19 protein-coding genes are annotated in these 19491 nt (G+C 32.7%); 10 read left to right on the plus strand and 9 right to left on the minus strand.

Features of this window, described 5'->3' with window-relative positions:
- The first annotated feature begins 117 nt into the window (after positions 1–117).
- The 3 genes from CAP47_RS00830 to CAP47_RS00840 all read left to right on the plus strand — a co-directional run bounded on the left by CAP47_RS00830 (position 118) and on the right by CAP47_RS00840 (position 2238).
- Positions 118–573, plus strand: a complete 456-nt coding sequence (locus tag CAP47_RS00830; protein WP_100774983.1) for a DUF4442 domain-containing protein — start codon at positions 118–120, stop codon at positions 571–573.
- 115 nt (positions 574–688) lie between these two features.
- Positions 689–883 carry a hypothetical protein gene (locus CAP47_RS00835; RefSeq protein WP_100774984.1) on the plus strand — a complete coding sequence of 65 codons (195 nt, stop codon included), beginning with the start codon at positions 689–691 and terminating at the stop codon, positions 881–883.
- A gap of 62 nt (positions 884–945) precedes the next feature.
- Complete coding sequence (locus tag CAP47_RS00840; RefSeq protein WP_100774985.1) at positions 946–2238, plus strand: anthranilate synthase component I family protein; 1293 nt, start codon at positions 946–948, stop codon at positions 2236–2238.
- An 18-nt stretch (positions 2239–2256) separates the two neighbouring features.
- Here the strand turns inward: CAP47_RS00840 and CAP47_RS00845 are convergent, their stop codons facing one another.
- Together CAP47_RS00845 and pyrE are read right to left on the minus strand one after the other, a co-directional pair.
- Positions 2257–2649, minus strand: coding sequence for an orotate phosphoribosyltransferase (locus CAP47_RS00845; protein WP_100774986.1), 393 nt, complete (start codon positions 2647–2649; stop codon positions 2257–2259).
- Positions 2650–2657: 8 nt separating this feature from the next.
- A complete protein-coding gene (gene pyrE, locus CAP47_RS00850; protein ID WP_100774987.1) occupies positions 2658–3302 on the minus strand; it encodes an orotate phosphoribosyltransferase in 645 nt (214 codons plus the stop codon).
- 8 nt (positions 3303–3310) lie between these two features.
- Between pyrE and CAP47_RS00855 the strand changes: the two genes are divergently transcribed.
- A complete protein-coding gene (locus tag CAP47_RS00855; RefSeq protein WP_100774988.1) occupies positions 3311–3925 on the plus strand; it encodes an NUDIX hydrolase in 615 nt (204 codons plus the stop codon).
- Here CAP47_RS00855 and CAP47_RS00860 read toward each other — a convergent pair.
- From CAP47_RS00860 to CAP47_RS00880, 5 genes are all read right to left on the minus strand, one after another.
- Complete coding sequence (locus CAP47_RS00860; protein WP_100775018.1) at positions 3915–5660, minus strand: M14 family metallopeptidase; 1746 nt, start codon at positions 5658–5660, stop codon at positions 3915–3917. The genes CAP47_RS00855 and CAP47_RS00860 overlap by 11 nt on opposite strands.
- Positions 5661–5719: 59 nt before the next feature.
- Positions 5720–6181, minus strand: a complete 462-nt coding sequence (coaD, locus tag CAP47_RS00865) for a pantetheine-phosphate adenylyltransferase (protein WP_100774989.1) — start codon at positions 6179–6181, stop codon at positions 5720–5722.
- A 40-nt stretch (positions 6182–6221) separates the two neighbouring features.
- Positions 6222–7202 (minus strand): D-alanine--D-alanine ligase, encoded by a 981-nt coding sequence (locus CAP47_RS00870; RefSeq protein WP_100774990.1) that lies wholly within the window; start codon positions 7200–7202, stop codon positions 6222–6224.
- 33 nt (positions 7203–7235) lie between these two features.
- Positions 7236–7925, minus strand: a complete 690-nt coding sequence (locus CAP47_RS00875) for an RluA family pseudouridine synthase (protein WP_100774991.1) — start codon at positions 7923–7925, stop codon at positions 7236–7238.
- 108 nt (positions 7926–8033) lie between these two features.
- Positions 8034–9662 carry an acyl-CoA carboxylase subunit beta gene (locus tag CAP47_RS00880; protein ID WP_100774992.1) on the minus strand — a complete coding sequence of 543 codons (1629 nt, stop codon included), beginning with the start codon at positions 9660–9662 and terminating at the stop codon, positions 8034–8036.
- Between the two features lie 148 nt (positions 9663–9810).
- On the opposite strand from CAP47_RS00880, the gene CAP47_RS12325 reads away from it, so the two are divergent.
- Together CAP47_RS12325 and ettA are read left to right on the plus strand one after the other, a co-directional pair.
- On the plus strand, positions 9811–9987 hold the full coding sequence (locus CAP47_RS12325; protein WP_093239007.1) for a CAL67264 family membrane protein: 177 nt from the start codon (positions 9811–9813) through the stop codon (positions 9985–9987).
- An 11-nt stretch (positions 9988–9998) separates the two neighbouring features.
- A complete protein-coding gene (gene ettA / locus CAP47_RS00885; protein ID WP_100774993.1) occupies positions 9999–11687 on the plus strand; it encodes an energy-dependent translational throttle protein EttA in 1689 nt (562 codons plus the stop codon).
- 58 nt (positions 11688–11745) lie between these two features.
- On the opposite strand, the gene CAP47_RS00890 is transcribed toward ettA, so the two are convergent.
- The gene (locus CAP47_RS00890; protein ID WP_093239002.1) at positions 11746–12627 is read right to left on the minus strand and encodes a lysophospholipid acyltransferase family protein; all 882 of its coding nucleotides are present in this window, start codon (positions 12625–12627) and stop codon (positions 11746–11748) included.
- A 50-nt stretch (positions 12628–12677) separates the two neighbouring features.
- Here CAP47_RS00890 and CAP47_RS00895 point away from each other — a divergent pair, with 50 nt between their 5' ends.
- The 4 genes from CAP47_RS00895 (at position 12678) to CAP47_RS00910 (ending at position 16347) form a co-directional block, all read left to right on the plus strand.
- Positions 12678–13325, plus strand: a complete 648-nt coding sequence (locus tag CAP47_RS00895; RefSeq protein ID WP_100774994.1) for a rhomboid family intramembrane serine protease — start codon at positions 12678–12680, stop codon at positions 13323–13325.
- A 190-nt stretch (positions 13326–13515) separates the two neighbouring features.
- Entirely contained in the window at positions 13516–14712 is a 1197-nt protein-coding gene (locus CAP47_RS00900; RefSeq protein WP_093238996.1) for a di-heme oxidoredictase family protein, read from the plus strand.
- Positions 14712–15146, plus strand: coding sequence for a ubiquinol-cytochrome c reductase iron-sulfur subunit (locus CAP47_RS00905; protein ID WP_100774995.1), 435 nt, complete (start codon positions 14712–14714; stop codon positions 15144–15146). Before CAP47_RS00900 ends, CAP47_RS00905 begins: the two co-directional genes overlap by 1 nt.
- Entirely contained in the window at positions 15115–16347 is a 1233-nt protein-coding gene (locus tag CAP47_RS00910; protein WP_238140925.1) for a hypothetical protein, read from the plus strand. The genes CAP47_RS00905 and CAP47_RS00910 overlap by 32 nt, the downstream gene beginning before the upstream one ends.
- A gap of 116 nt (positions 16348–16463) precedes the next feature.
- Here the strand turns inward: CAP47_RS00910 and CAP47_RS00915 are convergent, their stop codons facing one another.
- Positions 16464–19484, minus strand: coding sequence for an AAA family ATPase (locus CAP47_RS00915; protein WP_100774996.1), 3021 nt, complete (start codon positions 19482–19484; stop codon positions 16464–16466).
- Between the last annotated feature and the right edge of the window lie 7 nt (positions 19485–19491).

Consider the following 19491-nt stretch of genomic DNA (forward strand, 5'->3'; position numbering starts at 1 on the left):
TTTACAAGCTACTATGTATTACAAAGTAGTATTTATTAACTTTATTTTAACTTTTTAAATAATTTATCATTGTGACTTTTAGTCTGTATAAATCTGTATTTTTATAAAAATTGAAAAATGAAACTCAGTCCATCAAAACTCAATTTATTCCTGTTTTTGAAACTTCCAAATGCTTGGTTTTCAGGTGTGAGATTAAAAGAATTATCAGGTAAACATGCTGTTTCCTCGGTAAAGCATCGTTGGATTAACCAAAACCCATTTAAAAGTATGTATTTTGCTGTTCAGGCGATGGCAGCTGAGCTTGTGACAGGGGTTTTAGTGATGCAAGCAATTCAGAAATCTGATAAAAAAATATCGATGTTGGTCGCACAAAATACTTCTGAATTCACTAAAAAAGCAACAGGAAGAATTCATTTTACTTGTCAACAAGGTCATGAAATTGAAGCCGTTATAGAAAAGTGTACTTCAACAGGTGAGGGGCAAAAGATTTGGTTAGAATCTGTTGGTAAAAATGAAAATAATGAAGTTGTATCAACTTTTAAATTTGAATGGACTTTGAAAGTTAAGAATTAAGAAGTTAATTTTTATTAACATTTATTTAGTAAAAATTGATGTTTATTAAAGCTATATTTAAAGTTTAAAACTATTTGCTTATTGATCAAAACTACTTCACCAAGCTTTAAACATTATGCAAACAAGTATGCTAGATTACACAAAAGAAATCTTGAAAAAGGTTAGTTTTGATGCTCAATTATTTGCTAAAGAATTGGCCAAAGCCGTTGAACTTCTTAAGCCAGATGAGCTGGATGAATTAAAAAGATTCACCCGCGCTTTATGTCAAAGCAAGCCTGAATTGGAAGCTTCATTAATTTATATCCAATAGGAATTTATTGAAGCAACTCAATTAAATATTTTAATATCTTCGGAGTTTTTAAAATATTTCTTTTGAGGCAACATATTCAACGCAAAATAACAGATACTTCTGATTTTAAGGAAAAGCTTTTTCATTGGGTTTCCCAATCTTCTAGTTTTACTATTTTAGAAGGTCAACAAATGGGAACCATACATCACCAATATGATTGTATTATTGGTATTGGAGAGCTTTCTTCATTAATATTTCAAGGCCAAGTTGACTTTAATCAATTAGATCATTATCACCAAAAAACAAATGATTGGCTGTTGACTTACATCAGTTACGATGTTAAGAATTCTATAGAAAATCTAAAATCTCAAAATTCAGATGACCTTAAATTTCCTCTATTAAAGTTTATCCAACCTAGAAAACTTTTATGTCTAAAAAATAACTTGCTTTCATTTCATTATTTGAATGATGATATTCAAGATGTGGAGAAGGATTTTAATGACATCAATAAAACTTTGGTTGAAGAATCTTCTCTTCCAAAAGTAGATTTTATCAATCGCATGTCAAAAAAAGAGTATTTTGAAAATGCTTCCCAATTGCTGAATCACATACAAAGAGGAGATATCTATGAAGTCAACTTTTGTCAAGAGTTTTATGCCAATGATATTTCTTTTGATTGTTTACAAGCTTATAAGAGTTTACGAGAAATATCAAAAGCGCCTTTTTCGGTTTTTTCTAAACTTGATTCTCATTACGTTATTTCTGCAAGTCCAGAAAGATACATTTCAAAATCAGGAAGTACGTTAATCAGCCAACCAATAAAAGGAACGGCTAGAAGAGATTTAGATCCAAATACTGATCATGAAATTAAAATTAAGCTCCAAAACGATCCTAAAGAAAGAGCTGAAAACATTATGATTGTTGATCTTGTGAGAAATGACTTATCTAAAATCGCTAAAAGGAAAAGTGTCACAGTTCAAGAATTATGTGAAATATATAGTTTTGAACAAGTTCACCAAATGATTTCAACAATTACCTGTGAAGTGAGTGATAACCTGAAGTTGAGCGATATTCTCAAAGCAAGTTTTCCTATGGGTAGCATGACGGGTGCACCAAAATATAAAGCCATGGAACTGGCTGAAAAATATGAAACAACAAAACGCGGGCTTTACAGTGGTTCCGTGGGTTACATCACGCCAGATTTTGATTTTGACTTTAATGTGGTTATCCGAAGTTTACTTTATAATGTAGATAATCAATATTTATCTTACATGGTTGGCGGTGCTTTAACATCAAAATCGGTTATCGAAAAAGAATATGAAGAATGTGAGTTAAAAGGAAGAGCGATGAGAAAAATATTTGGGCAATCTTCATAAGAAATCGCCCAAATAAAATTATAACTTGCTGATTTTCTCACTCAATGTCGTGATGAATTTGTTGATCGGATTTTTGATCATCATTCCCATCATTGCATTAAACTCACCTGCAAAAACAAGCTGAACTTCAGATTCGTTTTCTGAGATTTCTTCGATTAAACCAGTTAAAGTAAATTGTAATTTTTCACTAGTTGAGCCTAAAATAATTTCATTAAATTCTTTAGTCTCTTGTAATCTTAATTTAATAACTGGCATTCCTTTGAGTTGAAAAATAAAACTTTCATCCTCTAATGTTTCAAATTTTTCAATGCTTTCAGGCATTATTTTTTCAAAGTTTTCTACATTTTTTAAAAATTCAAAAACTTCTTTTTGTGATTTTGAAACCTTTGCTTTTGGGCTTTCTAAATTCATATTTATTTTTAATTATTCCAATTGGCGGGATCTTCTCGCCATGTTCTTAATAACTTTAATTCTTCTTTATTGAGGTAATTTGTCTTGTAAGCTTCTTCAAGCAGCGTGTCATAACTTCCAAGCGTGTGGAGGTCGAGATGTTCTTTTTCGAAATTTTCTTTAGAAACGTCAAAACCATAACTAAAAACTGCCATCATTCCTTTAACGTTTGCACCAGCCTCAGATTTTAAAGCCTTAACAGCATTTAAACTGCTTTTTCCTGTACTGATTAAATCTTCAATAACAACAACATTTTGATGACTATCTAAGTGACCTTCAATCTGATTTTTTCGGCCATGTTTTTTTGGCTCAGGCCTTACATACACAAAAGGTAAACCTAAATAATCCGCTACTAATGCGCCAATGCCAATAGCTCCAGTTGCAACTCCAGCAATAACATCTGGCTTGCCATAAATTTGTTCAATTGGTTTTGCAAGTTCGGCAACAATATAATTACGTATTTGTGGATATGATAATATAATTCTATTATCACAGTAAATTGGAGATTTCCAACCGCTTGCCCAAGTAAATGGTGTTTGCGGGTTTAATTTTATTGCATTAATTTGCAATAAAAGTTCTGCTGTTTTTTGAGCTGTGCTTTCACATAAAATCATAATTGCAAATGTATAAAGTTTTCATTAATGACGTCCCAATTATTTTATCTACAGATAAAAATATAGGTGCAAAATACACATCAATTTCTATAAAAAAGGCCAAAATTAAATCTTTAATTAAAAAAGTTTCTAAAGGTGAAATAGAACATTTACATCTATATCATAAAAAAGAGCACAAACTTTTAAAACACCTTAAGAAGAAATTAAAAGTCATTGTTGCAGGAGGAGGTCTTGTCAGAAACCCCGATGGTAAAATGCTTTTTATTTACAGAAATAAAAAATGGGATTTGCCTAAAGGAAAAGCAGAAAAAGGCGAAACAATAGAGGAAACCTCAATTAGAGAAGTGGAGGAAGAAACTGGTGTAGAAAATTTGAAAATTGGCGAGCTTATTAAAGTCACTTACCATATTTTAAAAAGAAAGGGAAAGTTTAAGCTTAAAGAGACGCATTGGTTTGCGATGACAACAGATTACGCAGGTGATTTAATACCTCAAGAAGATGAGGGAATAACGAAGGTTAAGTGGAAAAATAAGAAAAAAGCAAAGAAAGCTCTTAAGAAATCTTATGAAAACATTCGTTTGCTTTTTCCTGATGATTTTTTTGAAGAAGAGGTTACTTCATAAGTCTATAAATTGGATATTTTAAGTGCGCATCCTCATAATGTTTTGATTGTTTATGAACCCAACTTAATTGTGCATACCAGTTTTTAGAAAATTCTTTGTCAGCTTTTTTCTTCTCATCAAATTTCTTTTTTAGGTCTGGATTGTTTTCTATAAGTTCAACAGCCATATCTTCAAAAATATAAGTTGAAAAATGCTCTTTTTGTTGTAAAACGCTATCAAAGAAATTCCAGTTGAAGTATGAGTCAATCGCTTCTGGCTCTAATGTCTCAAGAATATATCTGATTGCTCTTTGATCAGTTTTAACAACAATATCACCTTCTCTAAATTCTTGTTTCGATTTGAAGGTTTTAACCTTTGTATTTGAATGAAGATAATGACCTTCGAATGGAGATTGATTTGTTTTAAAATCTGTAATTCTATAGTAATCAACTTCCATAATAGAATCTTTGTCCAGACGATGATATGTCACAGAATTCCATTTTAGAAGTTCTATTATTTTTTCCCATTGTTGAGGAATGATATAAGATTTAGGGACTTGAATTGAATCTGTTGCAATATATTTATTATGATATTTAACATCCACCGTATAGGTTGAATCACGGTTGTACTTTATTCTGTCAAAACCCGTGACTTCACTTTTTAAAGTGTCAACTTGAAAAGCTTTAAAATTTAAAATTTGATAACTCGTGCTGTCTAACTCATATTGAATAGGGTAGTAATCTAAATTTTGGAAGTATTGATGATTATTCTCTTTCTTTTCCTTAATTTCTTTAGCATCTTTCGCACTTATCTTTGCCATCGCTTGAAGAAATGCATGAGTTCCTTCTACACGTTTTTTGTAACTTTTGAGCATATGTGTTTCGATAACTAAACCGATACTGTTCCATAAAGAACTGTAACCAGTTGAATATCTTGGCGAATCTAAAAACTGATTAAAACCTCCATCTGGTGGGCGATTGAAGACATTGACATAAGGTGTAGAATCCCAATTATTTGATTGTAATGAATCTTTCACTTCAGGGATAAATCGATCTGTCATGTATTGACTTAATTCTCCACCTAACTGGTTTTGTTGTGTGAAAATATGTGTTAAAACGTAAGGATAATCAGCACCATTTGTCGCATGCGTGTCGATAAAAATGTGCGGTTTGACCTTGTGATAAATTTCAAAAAAAGCTTTACTGTTTTTTGAGTCAGACTTGATGAAATCTCTATTCAAATCATAGTTTTTGGCGTTGCCTCTAAAACCATATTCAGATGGTCCATTTTGATTGGTTCGCCAAGTCGAATTTCTATCATGTGCACCGCCAACATTGTAAACAGGAATACTATAAATTTTTATATTCTCCTTCAGCTTGATTTTACCTTCAGCTAAATCTTTAAAAAATAACATTGAGGCATCAATTCCACCAGGTTCACCAGGGTGAATACCGTTGTTAATTAAGATGTTTAAACTATTGAGACTTGCAGATTCTGAAGCATATTCAACAAGATGTAAAGGTGTTCCATAATCAGTTTTGTAGTGTTCAGTTAGTGTAATGTTTTCATGATTTTCTGCTAAGTTTTTATAAAAATGAATCACTTCAGCATATGTAGAAGTCGAGTCACCATTTGTTCTCATATAAGCAGTGTTGACTTCTTTTTTTTCTGTTTGTACTGTTTCGTTTTTATTTTCCTTTTCTTGACAACTCATCAATAAAAAACTAAAAACGATTAAAAAAATAAATTTAGACATGGCTTTAGCGTTAGGTGAACTTTTAGTAGAATATTTGATTTTATAATATGAAGTCAATATTAATCAGGTGTTTTACGGACAACATCAGGAACTAATCCTGTGTAATCACCATTATTTCTAATTACATCACGAACAATTGATGAAGAAATATAGCTTTTGCCACTTGAAGTTAGTAGAAAAACAGTTTCTATTTGTTCTAGCTTTCTGTTGGTATGTGCGATAGCTTTTTCAAATTCAAAATCAGCTGGATTTCTTAATCCACGAAGTATGAATTGAGCTTTTTTATAATTACAATAATCAACGGTTAAACCTTTATAAGTGTCAACTTTTATTTTGGGTTCACCTTTAAAGGCTTCTTCCAAGAAATGTTTGCGTTCATCTAAAGAGAACATATAATTTTTATCTGCATTGACGCCTATTGCTAAAATGATTTCATCGAAAAGTGTGAGTCCACGCATAATGATGTCATAATGACCTAAAGTCAAAGGATCAAAAGATCCTGGAAAGACGGCTTTTTTCATAATAGTTATTTTTCTAAAAATAGGAATTTCTTATATCATCTTAAAATGAATTCAGTGCTGTTTCAACAGCCTCATCGAAAAGCTGTGTTAAACCAATGCCAGCTGCTTTAGCTTGTTGAGGTAAAATACTTGCTTCAGTAAGACCAGGACAGGTGTTGCATTCAATAAAGTGTGGTTCTCCATTATGGAAAATAAATTCAGATCTCGTTAAACCTTTTAATTTCAAAATTTTAAAAATCTTTTCAGCTTGTTTTTTCACTTTTGAAGCATCTTCATCTGAAATTCTTGCAGGTGTGATTTCTTGTGATTGCCCTAAATACTTAGCTTCATAATCAAAAAACTCGTTTTCAGTCACAATTTCTGTGACAGGTAAGGCGGTGATTTTTCCATTGTGGTTGATGACGCCAACACTCACTTCAATTCCATCAAGAAAGGATTCAATAATCACCTCATCATCTTCTTTTAATGAATGCGCAATCGCTTCTTTCATTTCGCTTGCTTTTTTCACTTTTGAAATCCCAAAACTACTTCCAGCTCTATTTGCTTTAACAAAACAAGGTAAACCTACTTTTGTTATAATGTCATCAACATTTATAGAATCACCTTTATTTATAAAAAAGTTATCAGCAGTTCGTATTCCATAAGCTTTTAGTACAGAAATACAATCGCGTTTATTAAAGCTTAGGGCTGATTGGTAATAATCACTGGCTGTTTGAGGAATGCCAAGTGTTTGTAAATAAGCTTGTATGAGACCATCTTCACCAGGTGTACCGTGTATTGTGTTAAAAGCACAATCAAAGCGGATGAGCTTATTTTCAATTTTAACTGAAAAATTAGCAGAATCAATTTTGTGCTTTTCTTGATTATCGGTCACAACAAACCATTCATCTTTTAGTATATGTGCACGGTAAACATTGTATTTATCTTTGGGTAAATATTGATAAACGACTTCACCACTTTTTAGTGAAATTTCAAATTCACTGGTATAGCCACCCATTAAAACAGCGATGTTTTTTTTCATATTATTTTTTTTCAAAGATAAGTTTTGAGCAGCTTATTTTACACAGCTTTCCCATAAATTATCATCTGGAACATCAGCTGTAAATTTCATTTTTTCTTTTTTAACAGGATGAATTATTTCAAGTGATCGCGCGTGTAAATGAATGCTTGCATCTTTATTACTTCTGTCAAATCCGTATTTTAAATCACCTTTAATCGGACATCCAATTGCAGAGAGTTGACTCCTGATTTGATGATGTCTTCCTGTTTTTAACGCAACCTCTAGTAAATAATAATTATTTAAAATTTGAATTGTTTTGAAGGATAATTCAGCCTTTTTAGAATTTTCGACAGGATTTTTATGAGCGTAAGATTTGTTCTGTTTATGATTTCTTTTGAGGTGATGTACTAAATTCATCTGTTCCTGTGGCGGTTTATTTTTCACCAAAGCCCAATAGATTTTAACAGGTTCATGAGCTGCAAAAGATTTGTTTAAACGTGTTAAAGCTTTTGAAGTTTTTGCAAAAACCACAATGCCGGAAGTTGGTCTATCTAAACGATGCACAACTCCTAAATAAACAGCACCTGGCTTGTTATATTTTTCTTTAATATAAGATTTAACAACTTCACTTAGCGGTTTGTCTTTAGTTTTATCGCCTTGTACGATATCGCTCGCACGTTTATTAATGACAATCATATGGTTGTCTTCGTAAATGATTTGTAAATTATCTTTGTTGGAAAGCATAAAATATGTTGGCTTAAATTAAAAAGAGATGAAATCAGAATGTTTTTGAAATAGTTTCAGAAAAACAATTGATGATTTCATCTCGTTAAAAAGTTTTTAAAACAAAAATCAAGTTTGAATCACACCTAAGTTGAAATCTTTTTCAATAGGCGCATGGTTTGCAGCTTCAATTCCTGTAGAAATCCATCGGCGCGTGTCTAATGGATTGATAACAGCATCAGTCCACAAACGTGCAGCCGCATAGTAAGGACTTGTTTGCTCGTCATAATTATTTTTGATTTTATCGTAAAGTTCTTTCTCTTTTTTCTCAGTGATTTTTTCGCCTTTCGCTTTTAAACGTGAGGTTTCAATTTGTAATAAAACTTTTGCAGCTGAATTACCACTCATCACAGCAAGTTCAGCACTTGGCCAAGCAGCAATTAATCTCGGATCGTAAGCTTTGCCACACATTGCATAATTTCCAGCGCCATACGAATTTCCAATCACGATTGTAAATTTAGGAACAACAGAATTACTAACAGCATTTACCATTTTGGCACCATCTTTAATAATTCCGCCGTGTTCGCTTTTACTACCTACCATAAAACCTGTGACATCTTGAAGGAAAACAAGAGGAATCTTTTTTTGGTTACAATTTGCGATAAATCGGGTTGCTTTATCAGCTGAATCACTATAGATAACACCGCCAAATTGCATTTCACCTTTTTTGGTTTTAACGATTTTACGTTGGTTGGCAACAATACCAACAGCCCAACCATCAATTCGGGCATAACCAGTAATTAATGTTTGACCATATCCAGCTTTATATTCTTCAAATTCAGAATTATCAACCAATCTTTCAATAATCGGCATCATATCATATTGATCACTTCTTTTTGCAGGAAGAAGACCGAAAATATCATCTTGATTTTCTTTTGGTTTTTCAGGTTTTTTACGGTTGAAGCCAGCTTGATCAAAATCACCAATTTTATCAACAATATTTTTAATTTTAGTCAAGGCATCTTTATCATCTGTAGCTTTATAATCTGTGACACCGCTAATTTCACAATGTGTTGTTGCACCACCAAGCGTTTCATTATCAACGCTTTCACCGATAGCAGCCTTAACGAGATAGCTTCCTGCTAAAAAGATACTTCCAGTTTTATCAACAATGAGAGCTTCGTCACTCATGATTGGAAGATAAGCGCCGCCAGCGACACAACTTCCCATAACAGCTGCAATCTGAGTAATTCCCATACTACTCATCACAGCGTTGTTTCTAAAAATACGTCCGAAATGTTCTTTATCAGGGAAAATCTCATCTTGCATTGGTAAAAACACACCTGCACTATCTACAAGATAAATGATAGGGAGATTATTTTCAATAGAAATCTCTTGAGCTCTTAGGTTTTTCTTTCCTGTAATCGGGAACCAAGCGCCAGCTTTTACAGTGGCGTCATTAGCCACAACAATAACTTGTTTACCAGATACATGACCGATTTTTACAACAACGCCACCACTTGGGCAACCACCGTATTCCTCATACATATCTTCACCAGCAAAAGCACCGATTTCAATAGCTTTTTTGGGATTATCTAATAAAAAGTCAATACGTTCGCGGGCAGTCATTTTCCCTTTTGAATGATGTTTTTCAATCTTTTTCTTGCCACCGCCTAAACTTACCTTGACCAGCTTGTCTCTTAAAGAAGAGGCGAGAAGCTTATTATGGTCTTCGTTTTTATTAAATTTTATATTCATTATATTGAGTCTGATTTGTCGCTAAAATACAAAACCTTTGTTAACTCAAAGCTTTGCGCTACAATAAAAATACGATTTATAAGTTGATAACTTCAAAACAAAACCGCTTTGAATTCTCTATATTTGCGAGTTGATTAAAATTCAAATTATGAATAAAAATACAGTTTTAGCATGGGCAACATTTATTATGATTGTTGTTGGTCTTGCCTTAATAGCTCTTGGTGCATTTCGTTATAATGATGTAGCAGGTTGGGGATTTGCCGCTGTCGGAATCGGATTTTTTGCTATTGCGTGGGTCTTTAATGCTTTAAAAGGTAGAGTTTAAAAAATAATAATATGGAAGAAAAGAAAGTAATTTTTTCAATGTCTGGCGTGAGCAAAACCTATCCAGGTTCGTCAAAGCCAGTGCTTAAAAATATCTATCTCAGCTTTTTTTATGGAGCTAAGATTGGTATTCTAGGTCTAAATGGTTCAGGTAAATCTACTTTGATGAAAATCATTGCTGGTCTTGAAAAGAACTATCAAGGAGATGTGGTTTTCTCGCAAGATTATTCTGTGGGATATCTTGAACAGGAACCAAAGCTAGACCCTGAAAAAACAGTGATTGAAGTTGTTAAAGAGGGTGTATCTGATGTTGTTGCTATATTGGATGAATACAACAAAATTAATGATGACTTCGGTTTACCTGAGGTTTATGAGGATGCTGATAAAATGCAGAAACTCATGGATCGTCAAGCTGTTTTGCAAGATAAAATCGATGCAACAAATGCATGGGAACTAGATAATAAGCTAGAAATTGCAATGGATGCTTTAAGAACTCCAGAAGCAGATAAGAAAATTGGTGTTCTTTCAGGTGGTGAAAAAAGACGTGTGGCACTTTGTCGTTTATTACTGAAAGAACCTGATGTTTTATTACTTGATGAGCCAACAAACCACTTGGATGCTGAGTCTGTTCATTGGCTTGAACATCACTTGCAACAATATAAAGGAACGGTGATTGCAGTAACGCACGACCGTTACTTCTTAGATAATGTTGCAGGTTGGATTTTAGAACTTGATCGTGGTGAAGGTATTCCTTGGAAAGGAAATTACTCGTCTTGGTTAGATCAAAAATCTAAACGTATGGCGCAAGAGCAGAAGCAGGCTTCTAAGCGTCAGAAAACTTTAGAGCGAGAACTCGAGTGGGTAAATATGGCTCCAAAAGGTCGACAGGCAAAGCAAAAAGCACGTTTGAAGAATTACGATAAATTGATGAGTCAAGATCAAGAGCAACTTGATAATAAGCTGGAAATTTTCATTCCTAACGGACCACGTTTAGGAACTAATGTTATTGATGCTAAAAATGTGAGTAAAGCTTATGGCGAAAAATTGCTTTATGATGACTTAAACTTTAATTTACCTCAAGCTGGAATTGTTGGCGTTATTGGTCCAAACGGTGCTGGTAAAACAACGATTTTTAAAATGATCATGGGAGAGGAGCAACCTGATAAAGGTGAATTTGTTGTTGGTGAAACTGCAAAAATCGCTTATGTTGATCAAAGTCATTCTAATATAGATTCGCAAAAATCAATTTGGGAAAATTTCAGTGATGGTCAAGATATGGTCATGATGGGCGGACGAAAAGTGAACTCAAGAGCTTATTTAAGTCGTTTTAATTTCTCAGGAAGTGAGCAAAACAAGAAAGTAGAAACTTTATCTGGAGGAGAAAGAAACCGTTTGCATTTAGCAATGACGCTGAAAGAAGAAGGTAATGTTCTTTTACTGGATGAGCCGACTAACGACCTTGATGTCAACACACTTCGAGCTTTAGAAGAAGGTTTAGAAAATTTTGCAGGTTGTGCAGTTGTAATATCGCACGACAGGTGGTTCTTAGATCGTATTTGTACGCATATTCTTGCTTTTGAAGGAGACTCGCAAGTTTATTTCTTTGAAGGAAGCTTCAGTGATTATGAAGAAAATAAGAAACAGCGTTTAGGCGGCGATATCATGCCAAAACGTATTAAATATAAAAAGTTAGTTCGTTAATTTCTATCACAGATCATAACTGAAAAAGCTGCCTTAATTTTATTTAAGGCAGCTTTTTTTATATTTCTCTTTTTTTGCGATGCTTCCATCTTTTATGTGTCCAGAGATAATATTCCGGCTTTTTCTTGATTTGATCTTCAGTGAGTTTTAAAAATTGATCAGTAATTTCATAATCATCAAACTCTGAAGGATCAGAAGCGAGTGTTTCAAATCTACAAACGTAATGACCGCGCTTTACTTTATCAATAGCCGCAAAAACAACAGTAGAATCAAATTTTTTGGCTAATAATTCAGCACCCGTATGCACAGGGACATAAACACCCATAAACTCATTCCAATGATATGCTTTTTGAGGTTTAGGAGATTGATCTGAGATAAATCCACTGATTGATAATTCATTATTTAATTTTGATTTTGTTAAAATCTCAATAGTTTCTTTTGTTGTAATTAAATCAGTATTAAACTTTGCTCGAATGTCTCTAACTAACTTATCAAAATGCTTATTTCTAAGGCGTTTATAAACACCGTAACCTCTTGATTTTATAAAAGATTGCATAATGAAAATCCATTCCCAATTACCATAATGAGAGAGCATGAGCACTATACTTTTGTTTTGGTTTTCAATATCTCTGATCATTTCTATGTTTTCAAACTTGAACCTTTTCTTAAGTTTTTCTTCAGAGATGTGTATGGATTTAATTGCCTCGAATATTAAATCACATAGGTGCCTGTAAAAAGCTCGCATTATTTTATTCCTTTCCTTAGTGGTTTTTTCGGGAAAAGCGAGTTTTAAATTAGCTCTAACAACTTTTTTTCGGTAACCAAAAATAGTATACATCAAAACAAAAACGATATCTGACAAGAGATAGAGTAACTTAAAAGGAAGGATTGAAATCAGCTTTAGAAGTGGATAAACAATATGAAAAGCTAGTCTTTGCATGTGTCAAAATTTGTGCAAAGATAAGTATATTTGTCCGCTAAACTAAGCTTATGTACAATTTAGATGTGATTACGATTTTGATTATTGCTGCCAATGTTTTGATGTCATTCAAAGGGTTTAAAGATTTATCTTTTTTTGAACAGTATAAGTTTCAAATAGCGAGATTACAATCTGGCGAAAAAATCAGAATGTTATCATCTGGTTTTCTGCACATTAATACAACACATCTTTTTGTAAATATGTTGACGTTGTATTTTTTTGCAGGAACAGTGATTGCTTATGTTGGACAAATAGGGTTTATATTAATTTATTTTGGAAGTTTATTAATTGGTAATATGCTTTCTTATCTTTTCCATAAAAACGAAGCTTATTATTCCGCAGTTGGTGCAAGTGGTGCTGTTATTGGCGTACTTTATGCCGCAATATTATTGCAGCCTGATATGATGTTAGGTCTCTTTTTTATCATTCCAATTCCCGCTTATGTTTTTGGTATTGGATATTTACTTTACTCGATTTGGGGTATGAAAAACCGAAATGATTCAATTGGTCACGATGCGCATTTTGGCGGCGCAATGGGTGGATATATCTTCACAATTCTACTAGTGCCAAGTGTCTTAACCAATCATTTATTTATGGTTATTTTATTAGCAGCACCAATTTTACTTCTTTTTATTCTTAAGTTTTTTAAAAAAATATAGTAGTTGTTTTTTGATTTCTCACGATATCTAACACTTTGGATTTATCTAATAAGTAAACTATTTCTTTTGAAATGATTGATGTCATTTTATAACATCTATCCACATTTATATCTTTTGATTTAGACAAATCTTTGATATAAATTTCGTTATTCTTGTTTTTAAAATTAGCTTTGCCTAAAAATTAATTTCAATGAAAACTTATTTAAATTTTGTTATCCTAATTTTAGGAATTGTATTTTTCAGTTCTTGTGAGTTGACAGCAACTGGAGAGCCAGAAGAATATGAATTATTGGATGGCCCAACAGAAGGTTTATCAAAAGCCGAGTCAAGACGATTTGTTCTTGGTGATGTTGCTTTTAACGATCAGATTTTTACAACCGAAACAGGTTTAGGTCCAATCTTTACAGGAACCAGTTGTGTTAGCTGCCATGCAGGAGATGGTAAAGGACATCCTTTTAATGGTTTTACAAGATTTGGACAAAGTGATGAAACAGGTAATCACTTTTTAGATCAAGGTGGGCCTCAGCTGCAAAACAAAGCTTTACCAGGCTATGAACCTGAGAACTTACCATCTGGAGCACCTCACACAAAATTAGTCGCACCAATTGTTACTGGTTTAGGTTTTTTAGAGGCTGTAACCGACGATTATTTATTGAGTTTACAAGACCCAAATGATCTTGATGATGATGGTATTCGTGGTGTTGTGCATTGGAATCATATTCCTGATTATGTAAAACCTCATGTCGATGCTGTTACTCAAAATGGAATGTATATTACACGTTTTGGTAAAAAAGCATCGGTCTATAATTTGCTAGAACAAACCGCTGATGCTTATAATCAAGATATTGGAATCACATCTGTATATGAACCTTATGATACTTATAGTGGTGATATGCAAGAACCTGAAATTGATGAAAAAACAGTTAATGATGTTGTTTTTTATCTTAAAACCTTAAAAGCACCAATTCAAAGAAATCAAGATGATCCAAATGTTATAGCGGGACAACAAGTTTTTGAAACCATTGATTGTGCAAAATGTCATTTGCCAGAAATGCAAACGGGTTATTCGCCAATTGATGCCATTTCCAATAAAACTTTCCATCCTTACACAGATTTACTTTTACATGATATGGGACCTGAATTAGATGATGGTTACACTGAAGGAACTGCAACCTCAGCTCAATGGAGAACTGCACCACTTTGGGGATTAGGACTTTCTGGAGACTCACAAGGAAATGCATATTACTTGATGCATGATGGTCGAGCGCACAGCATCCAGCAAGCCATAATGCTTCATGGAGGTGAAGCTATAAATAGCAGAAATATGTATGAAAATCTTTCAGACGAAGAGAAGAATAAACTTCTTGCATTTTTAGAATCACTTTAATGATGGATAGAAAAAAATTTGTCAAAACATTAGGAATTTGTGTTGTGGGAGTTCCTCTTATGTCACAGGTTTTACAATCTTGCTCAAGTATATACTATGCTGAAATTTCAGAAAAAAAAGGAAAACTTACTATTGCTAAATCTGAATTTATTGATCAAAAAGATAAAGAACGAAAGTTTGTTTTGGTTACACCCCAGGGAACAGATTTTCCTATTTCGTTATACAAAATTGAAGAAGATAGCTATGTGGCTTCTCTTTTAAAATGCACACACAGAGGTTGTGAACTCAACGTTGGCGGCAATATTTATTCCTGTCCTTGTCATGGAAGCGAATTCGCAACAACAGGTGAAGTGCTTGAAGGCCCTGCAGAAGAACAATTAAAAACATTTAAAACAACAACAGATGATCAGAATATCTACATCCATCTTAATTAAACTTATATTTAGTTTTTTATTTATATCGAGCTTCGCATCTCATGCTCAAGACTCATTAAAAACAAAGAAAAATTCAGCTTCTCAAATGAATATGGATGCTGCTGTTAATAAACCTTCTTTAACTTCAGATAAATCTCCCGTTACGCTTGGCGGTTATTTAGAAGCCAATTCAATTTATAGTACAGAAGAAGGAATTTCTGATGGTTTATCCTTTCAAGCCAGAAGATTAACTCTTTTTATGTCAGCAAACATTGCTAAGCGTATCAGTTTTATGACAGAACTCGAAATTGAAGATGGAGGAGAAGAAATGGCTATCGAGTTTGCAGCAATTGATGTTACTTTGGATCCTTTACTGAATTTTAGAGGTGGTATTGTGATGAATCCTATTGGTGCCTTTAATCAAAATCACGATGGCCCAAAATGGGAATTTGTTGAGCGTCCTGATATGGCTGTGAATATGTTAGCAGCAACTTTATCCAATGCAGGTTTTGGTGCTTATGGTAAAACTTATGCTGGTAACTGGATTTTTGGTTATGAAGCTTATGTGACAAATGGTTTTGACAATACGATTATTTCAAATGAAGAAGATAAAACCTATTTGCCATCTGCAAAAGAAAACCCAGAACGCTTCATGGAAAATCACAGTGGAAAAGCAACTTTTACAGGAAAAGTATCTATCAAAAATAGAAATCTTGGAGAGCTTGGTATTTCATACATGGGTGGAACTTACAATAAATTTGAAGACGATGGTGAGGAAATTGAAGACAAAGCTCGGTTAGATGTTTTTGCACTCGATTTCAACACAACAATTAAAGCGACTAATACAACAATAATAGGAGAAGCCGCTTGGAGTTGGATTGATATTCCTTCAACTTATACGCAGCAATATGGCGAAAAACAATTCGGTGCTTTTGTTGATGTCGTTCAGCCTATTTACCAAAACAAAGTTTTGGAATGGGAGAATGCGAGCTTAAATTTCGCCGCCCGTTTTGATTATGTTGATTGGAATATAGGCAAGTTTAAAGAAACAAACACCAATATTGGTGATGAACGAATTGCCGTTACGCCAGCTATCAGTTTTAGGCCAACGCCAGGAACTGTTTTTAGGATTAATTACAGATACCAATGGGATACAGATGTAATTAATAATCCAGCTGAAGAAGCAGCAACTTGGTATTTCGGGTTTAGCACATATTTTTAAGTTAAATATATTGATAAAAGAGGTTCTGGTAAGTCAGAAGTTTGAGGCAGAAATAAATTCTACTGCTTTCATTGTTCATAAAGCCAAAAATGACTTCAACAGAGCCTCTTTTTTATTTAAATAACTTTTAAAGTGCTGTAACCTTGTCCATTTTGGGTTAATTGTATTTGTGTAGAAATACGTTCTTTTAAACTGCTGACATGACTAATAATACCAATTGTTTTAGAAGATTTTGCTTGTAAAACTTCTAAAGTGTCTAATGTTTGATCTAGAGTTTCTGGATCTAAAGTTCCGAAACCTTCATCGATAAAAAGGCTGTTAATTTCTACTTTGCGTGAAGCAAAATCTGATAAAGCTAATGCTAAAGCCAAACTCATAATGAAAGCTTCACCTCCTGAAAGCGTTTTGACTGATCTTCGTTGTCCACCCATATGAGCATCAATAGCGATTAAACTGTCATCTTCACCTTTTGCTGCTTTATCAATTTGATAGCGATCGGTTAATAATCTCAAGCGTTCATTTGCTAAAACAAGAAGTTGCGAAAGCGTTAAGTTTTGCGCATAGTCATTAAATTTTTTTCCTTTTGAATCACCAATTAAATCATTCATCATTTTCCAACGATGATTTATTTTAAGTTGCTCTCCAATTTTTTCCTTTATATCAGATATTGTTTGAAGTGTTTCTTTTTGATTTTTAATTAATCGGTTGAATTCATTGAGTTGATTTTCAGTATCTTGTAAACGATTTTGTTTGTTTTTATAATTTTCTTTTAAATCATCAATAGTTTCAGAGCCTACTTTTTCTTTGAGTTTATCGATTTGTTCACTTAAATCTTTTTGACTTGTGTTCAGACTGATTTTTTGGTTTTCATAAGTCTGTTTTTCATCTTGATATTTCTGAAAAATTTGATGAGGTAAAATATGCTTGATTGCTTCAGAAACATTTTCATAATTAAGAGGTTCTAGGCAATTTTTTAAATAGTCGTTTTGCTTTTGATATTGGTTATCAATGTTTTCATCTTCTTCTTCAATCTTTGATTTTAAACTGTCAAGCTGTTCTTTTTCTTTTGATAAACTCAGGTAATTTCTTTCTGATTGATTGATTTTATTTTCAAAGTTATCACCTTCAAACAGTTGTTCGATTTCTTCTTTTTTGGAACGTCCCTTATTGAGTAAGTCTTCTAAATTAACAATAGAATTTTTGCTTTTTTGAAGTTGCGATAAAGCTTGTTGATATTTATAAAAATCATTTAGAGCTTCACTTTTGTTTTCCAATCTTTCCTTTGATTCAGAAAGAGAATCTGTATCAACCTCTAAGTTTTCAAATTGTTTTTGATATGAAATTTTTAAAGAATCTAATTCTGAAGTCAAAGATTCTAACTGATTTTCAGTTTTAGAGTTTTGTTTATTGACAGTCTCCAACTTTGTTTCAAACTGTGTCAACTGTGTTTTGTTTTTATTTAAAATTTCAGTTAATTCCTGAATTTCTTTCTCTAACTGATCATCGGCTTTAGGATGATTTTCAGCAAGCGGATGATCTAAACTACCACAAAGCGGACAAGGCTCATTAGGTTTTAAATCTATTCTATAATCTTCAAGTTTCTTCTGAAGTTCAGCGTTTTTTAAATGACTTTCCTTAGCCTCAAGTTGCGAATCTTGAAGCTGAATTTTGCTTTTTAAATCTTTAATTTGAGCAGGATAATTCTCAATTTCTTTCAGACTCTCTTTCAGATCTTTCTCTAAATTTTTAACTGTTTCGTTTTTTCGAGATAGTTCTGAATGACATTTTTCAGCATTCCAAATTTGCTTTAATTTTTCTTTAATTTCTTTTTGTTCATATTCAATATCAGTCGTTTCAGAAAAAGAATATTGTTTTTCTAATTCTTCTTTTTTATTCAGAATTTCATTAGTTAAATCTTGAACTTCTTGTAAGCTTGAACTCGGATGTTTTTGATTTAATTTTAATTTAAAATCTGCCAAATTTTCATCAATCGAGTTTGCTAAAGTTTTATAAGCTGTAAGTATTTCTTCGCGTTCTTTTTTAAATTTCCTTACTGTTTCTTTGTATTTAACGAGCTTGTCCTCAAAGTTTTTATCATTTGTATTTAAACCAAAAAGAGAAGCAAATTCGTCTTTATTTTGCTCAAGATTTTGATTGACATTCTCAAGCTTTTGACGATTTTCTTCCTTTTGAGATTCAAGTTGTTGAAGCTGTTTGTTTAAATCTTTCCATTTTTGAATATTCTCAATATAGGCTTGTAATTCATTATGTTTTTTGAGCTGAACTCCTTTTTCTTTCTCAAAAACTGAAATTCTATCTTCGTTTTCTTTGATCTGATTTTTAAACTTTTCAAGATCATCTTGATGTTGAAGATATGTCCGCTTATCATTAATTTGAAGTTCTAAAGCTTTCAAAAGCTTGCTAATCTTTTCTTTTTCCTTGTGTGTTTCTTGAGCTAACTTTTCTTTTTCTTCAAACTCTTTTTCAGAAATAAGCACTTCCTTATGGGTGGAAATTTTATCTTTTTGTTTTTTAACCGCATTATCCAAGTCACGATATTTATAAAATGCCGTTTGACCTAATCTTCTATAAATACCTGTTCCAGTAATTTTTTCAAGCAATTCGCCACGCTCCTCTTTTTTTACTTTTAAAAATTTCGCAAATTCACCCTGAGCAAGTACAACGGACTTAATAAATTGATCGTAATTTAAGCCAATCAATTCTTCATTTTTTGCAGGAACATCTCCTTTTTTATAATCTAAACTTTTATCATTAGAAATATCTGTAATTGACATTTCGTAGTCTCTTAAATTCCCAGTTCTCGCTGTTGAAATGTTCCATTGTGAGCGATAAATACCAGATTGACAACTGTAAGTGACTTCAGCAGAGGCCTCTTTTTGATTACGCGTTAAGATGGCACCTTTATTAGAAATTTCAGATTTGCTCATTTTTCCTAATCGCGGAACTTGATTGAAAAGTGCTAATGAAATTACGTCCAACAATGTTGTTTTCCCGCTTCCTGTTGGTCCTGTGATGGCAAATAAATTATTCTCTGTAAAAGGTGTTTTTGTAAAATCAATTTCGTGGTCACCTTTTAAAGAATTGATGTTTTTAAACTTTATTTTTAAAATTTTCATGAGGATA

Source organism: Psychroflexus sp. S27 (genome assembly GCF_002810405.1).
Lineage (GTDB): Bacteria > Bacteroidota > Bacteroidia > Flavobacteriales > Flavobacteriaceae > Psychroflexus > Psychroflexus halocasei_A.

Excerpts from the sequence above, each read along its gene's own strand:
- CAP47_RS00890 (WP_093239002.1), bottom strand. The coding sequence starts at position 12,627 with ATGCAAAGACTAGCTTTTCATATTGTTTATCCACTTCTAAAGCTGATT.
- CAP47_RS00915 (WP_100774996.1), bottom strand. The coding sequence starts at position 19,484 with ATGAAAATTTTAAAAATAAAGTTTAAAAACATCAATTCTTTAAAAGGT.
- CAP47_RS00900 (WP_093238996.1), top strand. The coding sequence starts at position 13,516 with ATGAAAACTTATTTAAATTTTGTTATCCTAATTTTAGGAATTGTATTT.
- CAP47_RS00905 (WP_100774995.1), top strand. The coding sequence starts at position 14,712 with ATGATGGATAGAAAAAAATTTGTCAAAACATTAGGAATTTGTGTTGTG.
- CAP47_RS00880 (WP_100774992.1), bottom strand. The coding sequence starts at position 9,662 with ATGAATATAAAATTTAATAAAAACGAAGACCATAATAAGCTTCTCGCC.
- CAP47_RS00875 (WP_100774991.1), bottom strand. The coding sequence starts at position 7,925 with ATGCTTTCCAACAAAGATAATTTACAAATCATTTACGAAGACAACCAT.
- CAP47_RS12325 (WP_093239007.1), top strand. The coding sequence starts at position 9,811 with ATGAATAAAAATACAGTTTTAGCATGGGCAACATTTATTATGATTGTT.
- CAP47_RS00910 (WP_238140925.1), top strand. The coding sequence starts at position 15,115 with ATGATCAGAATATCTACATCCATCTTAATTAAACTTATATTTAGTTTT.
- pyrE (WP_100774987.1), bottom strand. The coding sequence starts at position 3,302 with ATGATTTTATGTGAAAGCACAGCTCAAAAAACAGCAGAACTTTTATTG.
- CAP47_RS00845 (WP_100774986.1), bottom strand. The coding sequence starts at position 2,649 with ATGAATTTAGAAAGCCCAAAAGCAAAGGTTTCAAAATCACAAAAAGAA.
- CAP47_RS00860 (WP_100775018.1), bottom strand. The coding sequence starts at position 5,660 with ATGTCTAAATTTATTTTTTTAATCGTTTTTAGTTTTTTATTGATGAGT.
- ettA (WP_100774993.1), top strand. The coding sequence starts at position 9,999 with ATGGAAGAAAAGAAAGTAATTTTTTCAATGTCTGGCGTGAGCAAAACC.
- CAP47_RS00870 (WP_100774990.1), bottom strand. The coding sequence starts at position 7,202 with ATGAAAAAAAACATCGCTGTTTTAATGGGTGGCTATACCAGTGAATTT.
- coaD (WP_100774989.1), bottom strand. The coding sequence starts at position 6,181 with ATGAAAAAAGCCGTCTTTCCAGGATCTTTTGATCCTTTGACTTTAGGT.
- CAP47_RS00830 (WP_100774983.1), top strand. The coding sequence starts at position 118 with ATGAAACTCAGTCCATCAAAACTCAATTTATTCCTGTTTTTGAAACTT.
- CAP47_RS00835 (WP_100774984.1), top strand. The coding sequence starts at position 689 with ATGCAAACAAGTATGCTAGATTACACAAAAGAAATCTTGAAAAAGGTT.
- CAP47_RS00855 (WP_100774988.1), top strand. The coding sequence starts at position 3,311 with ATGTATAAAGTTTTCATTAATGACGTCCCAATTATTTTATCTACAGAT.
- CAP47_RS00895 (WP_100774994.1), top strand. The coding sequence starts at position 12,678 with ATGTACAATTTAGATGTGATTACGATTTTGATTATTGCTGCCAATGTT.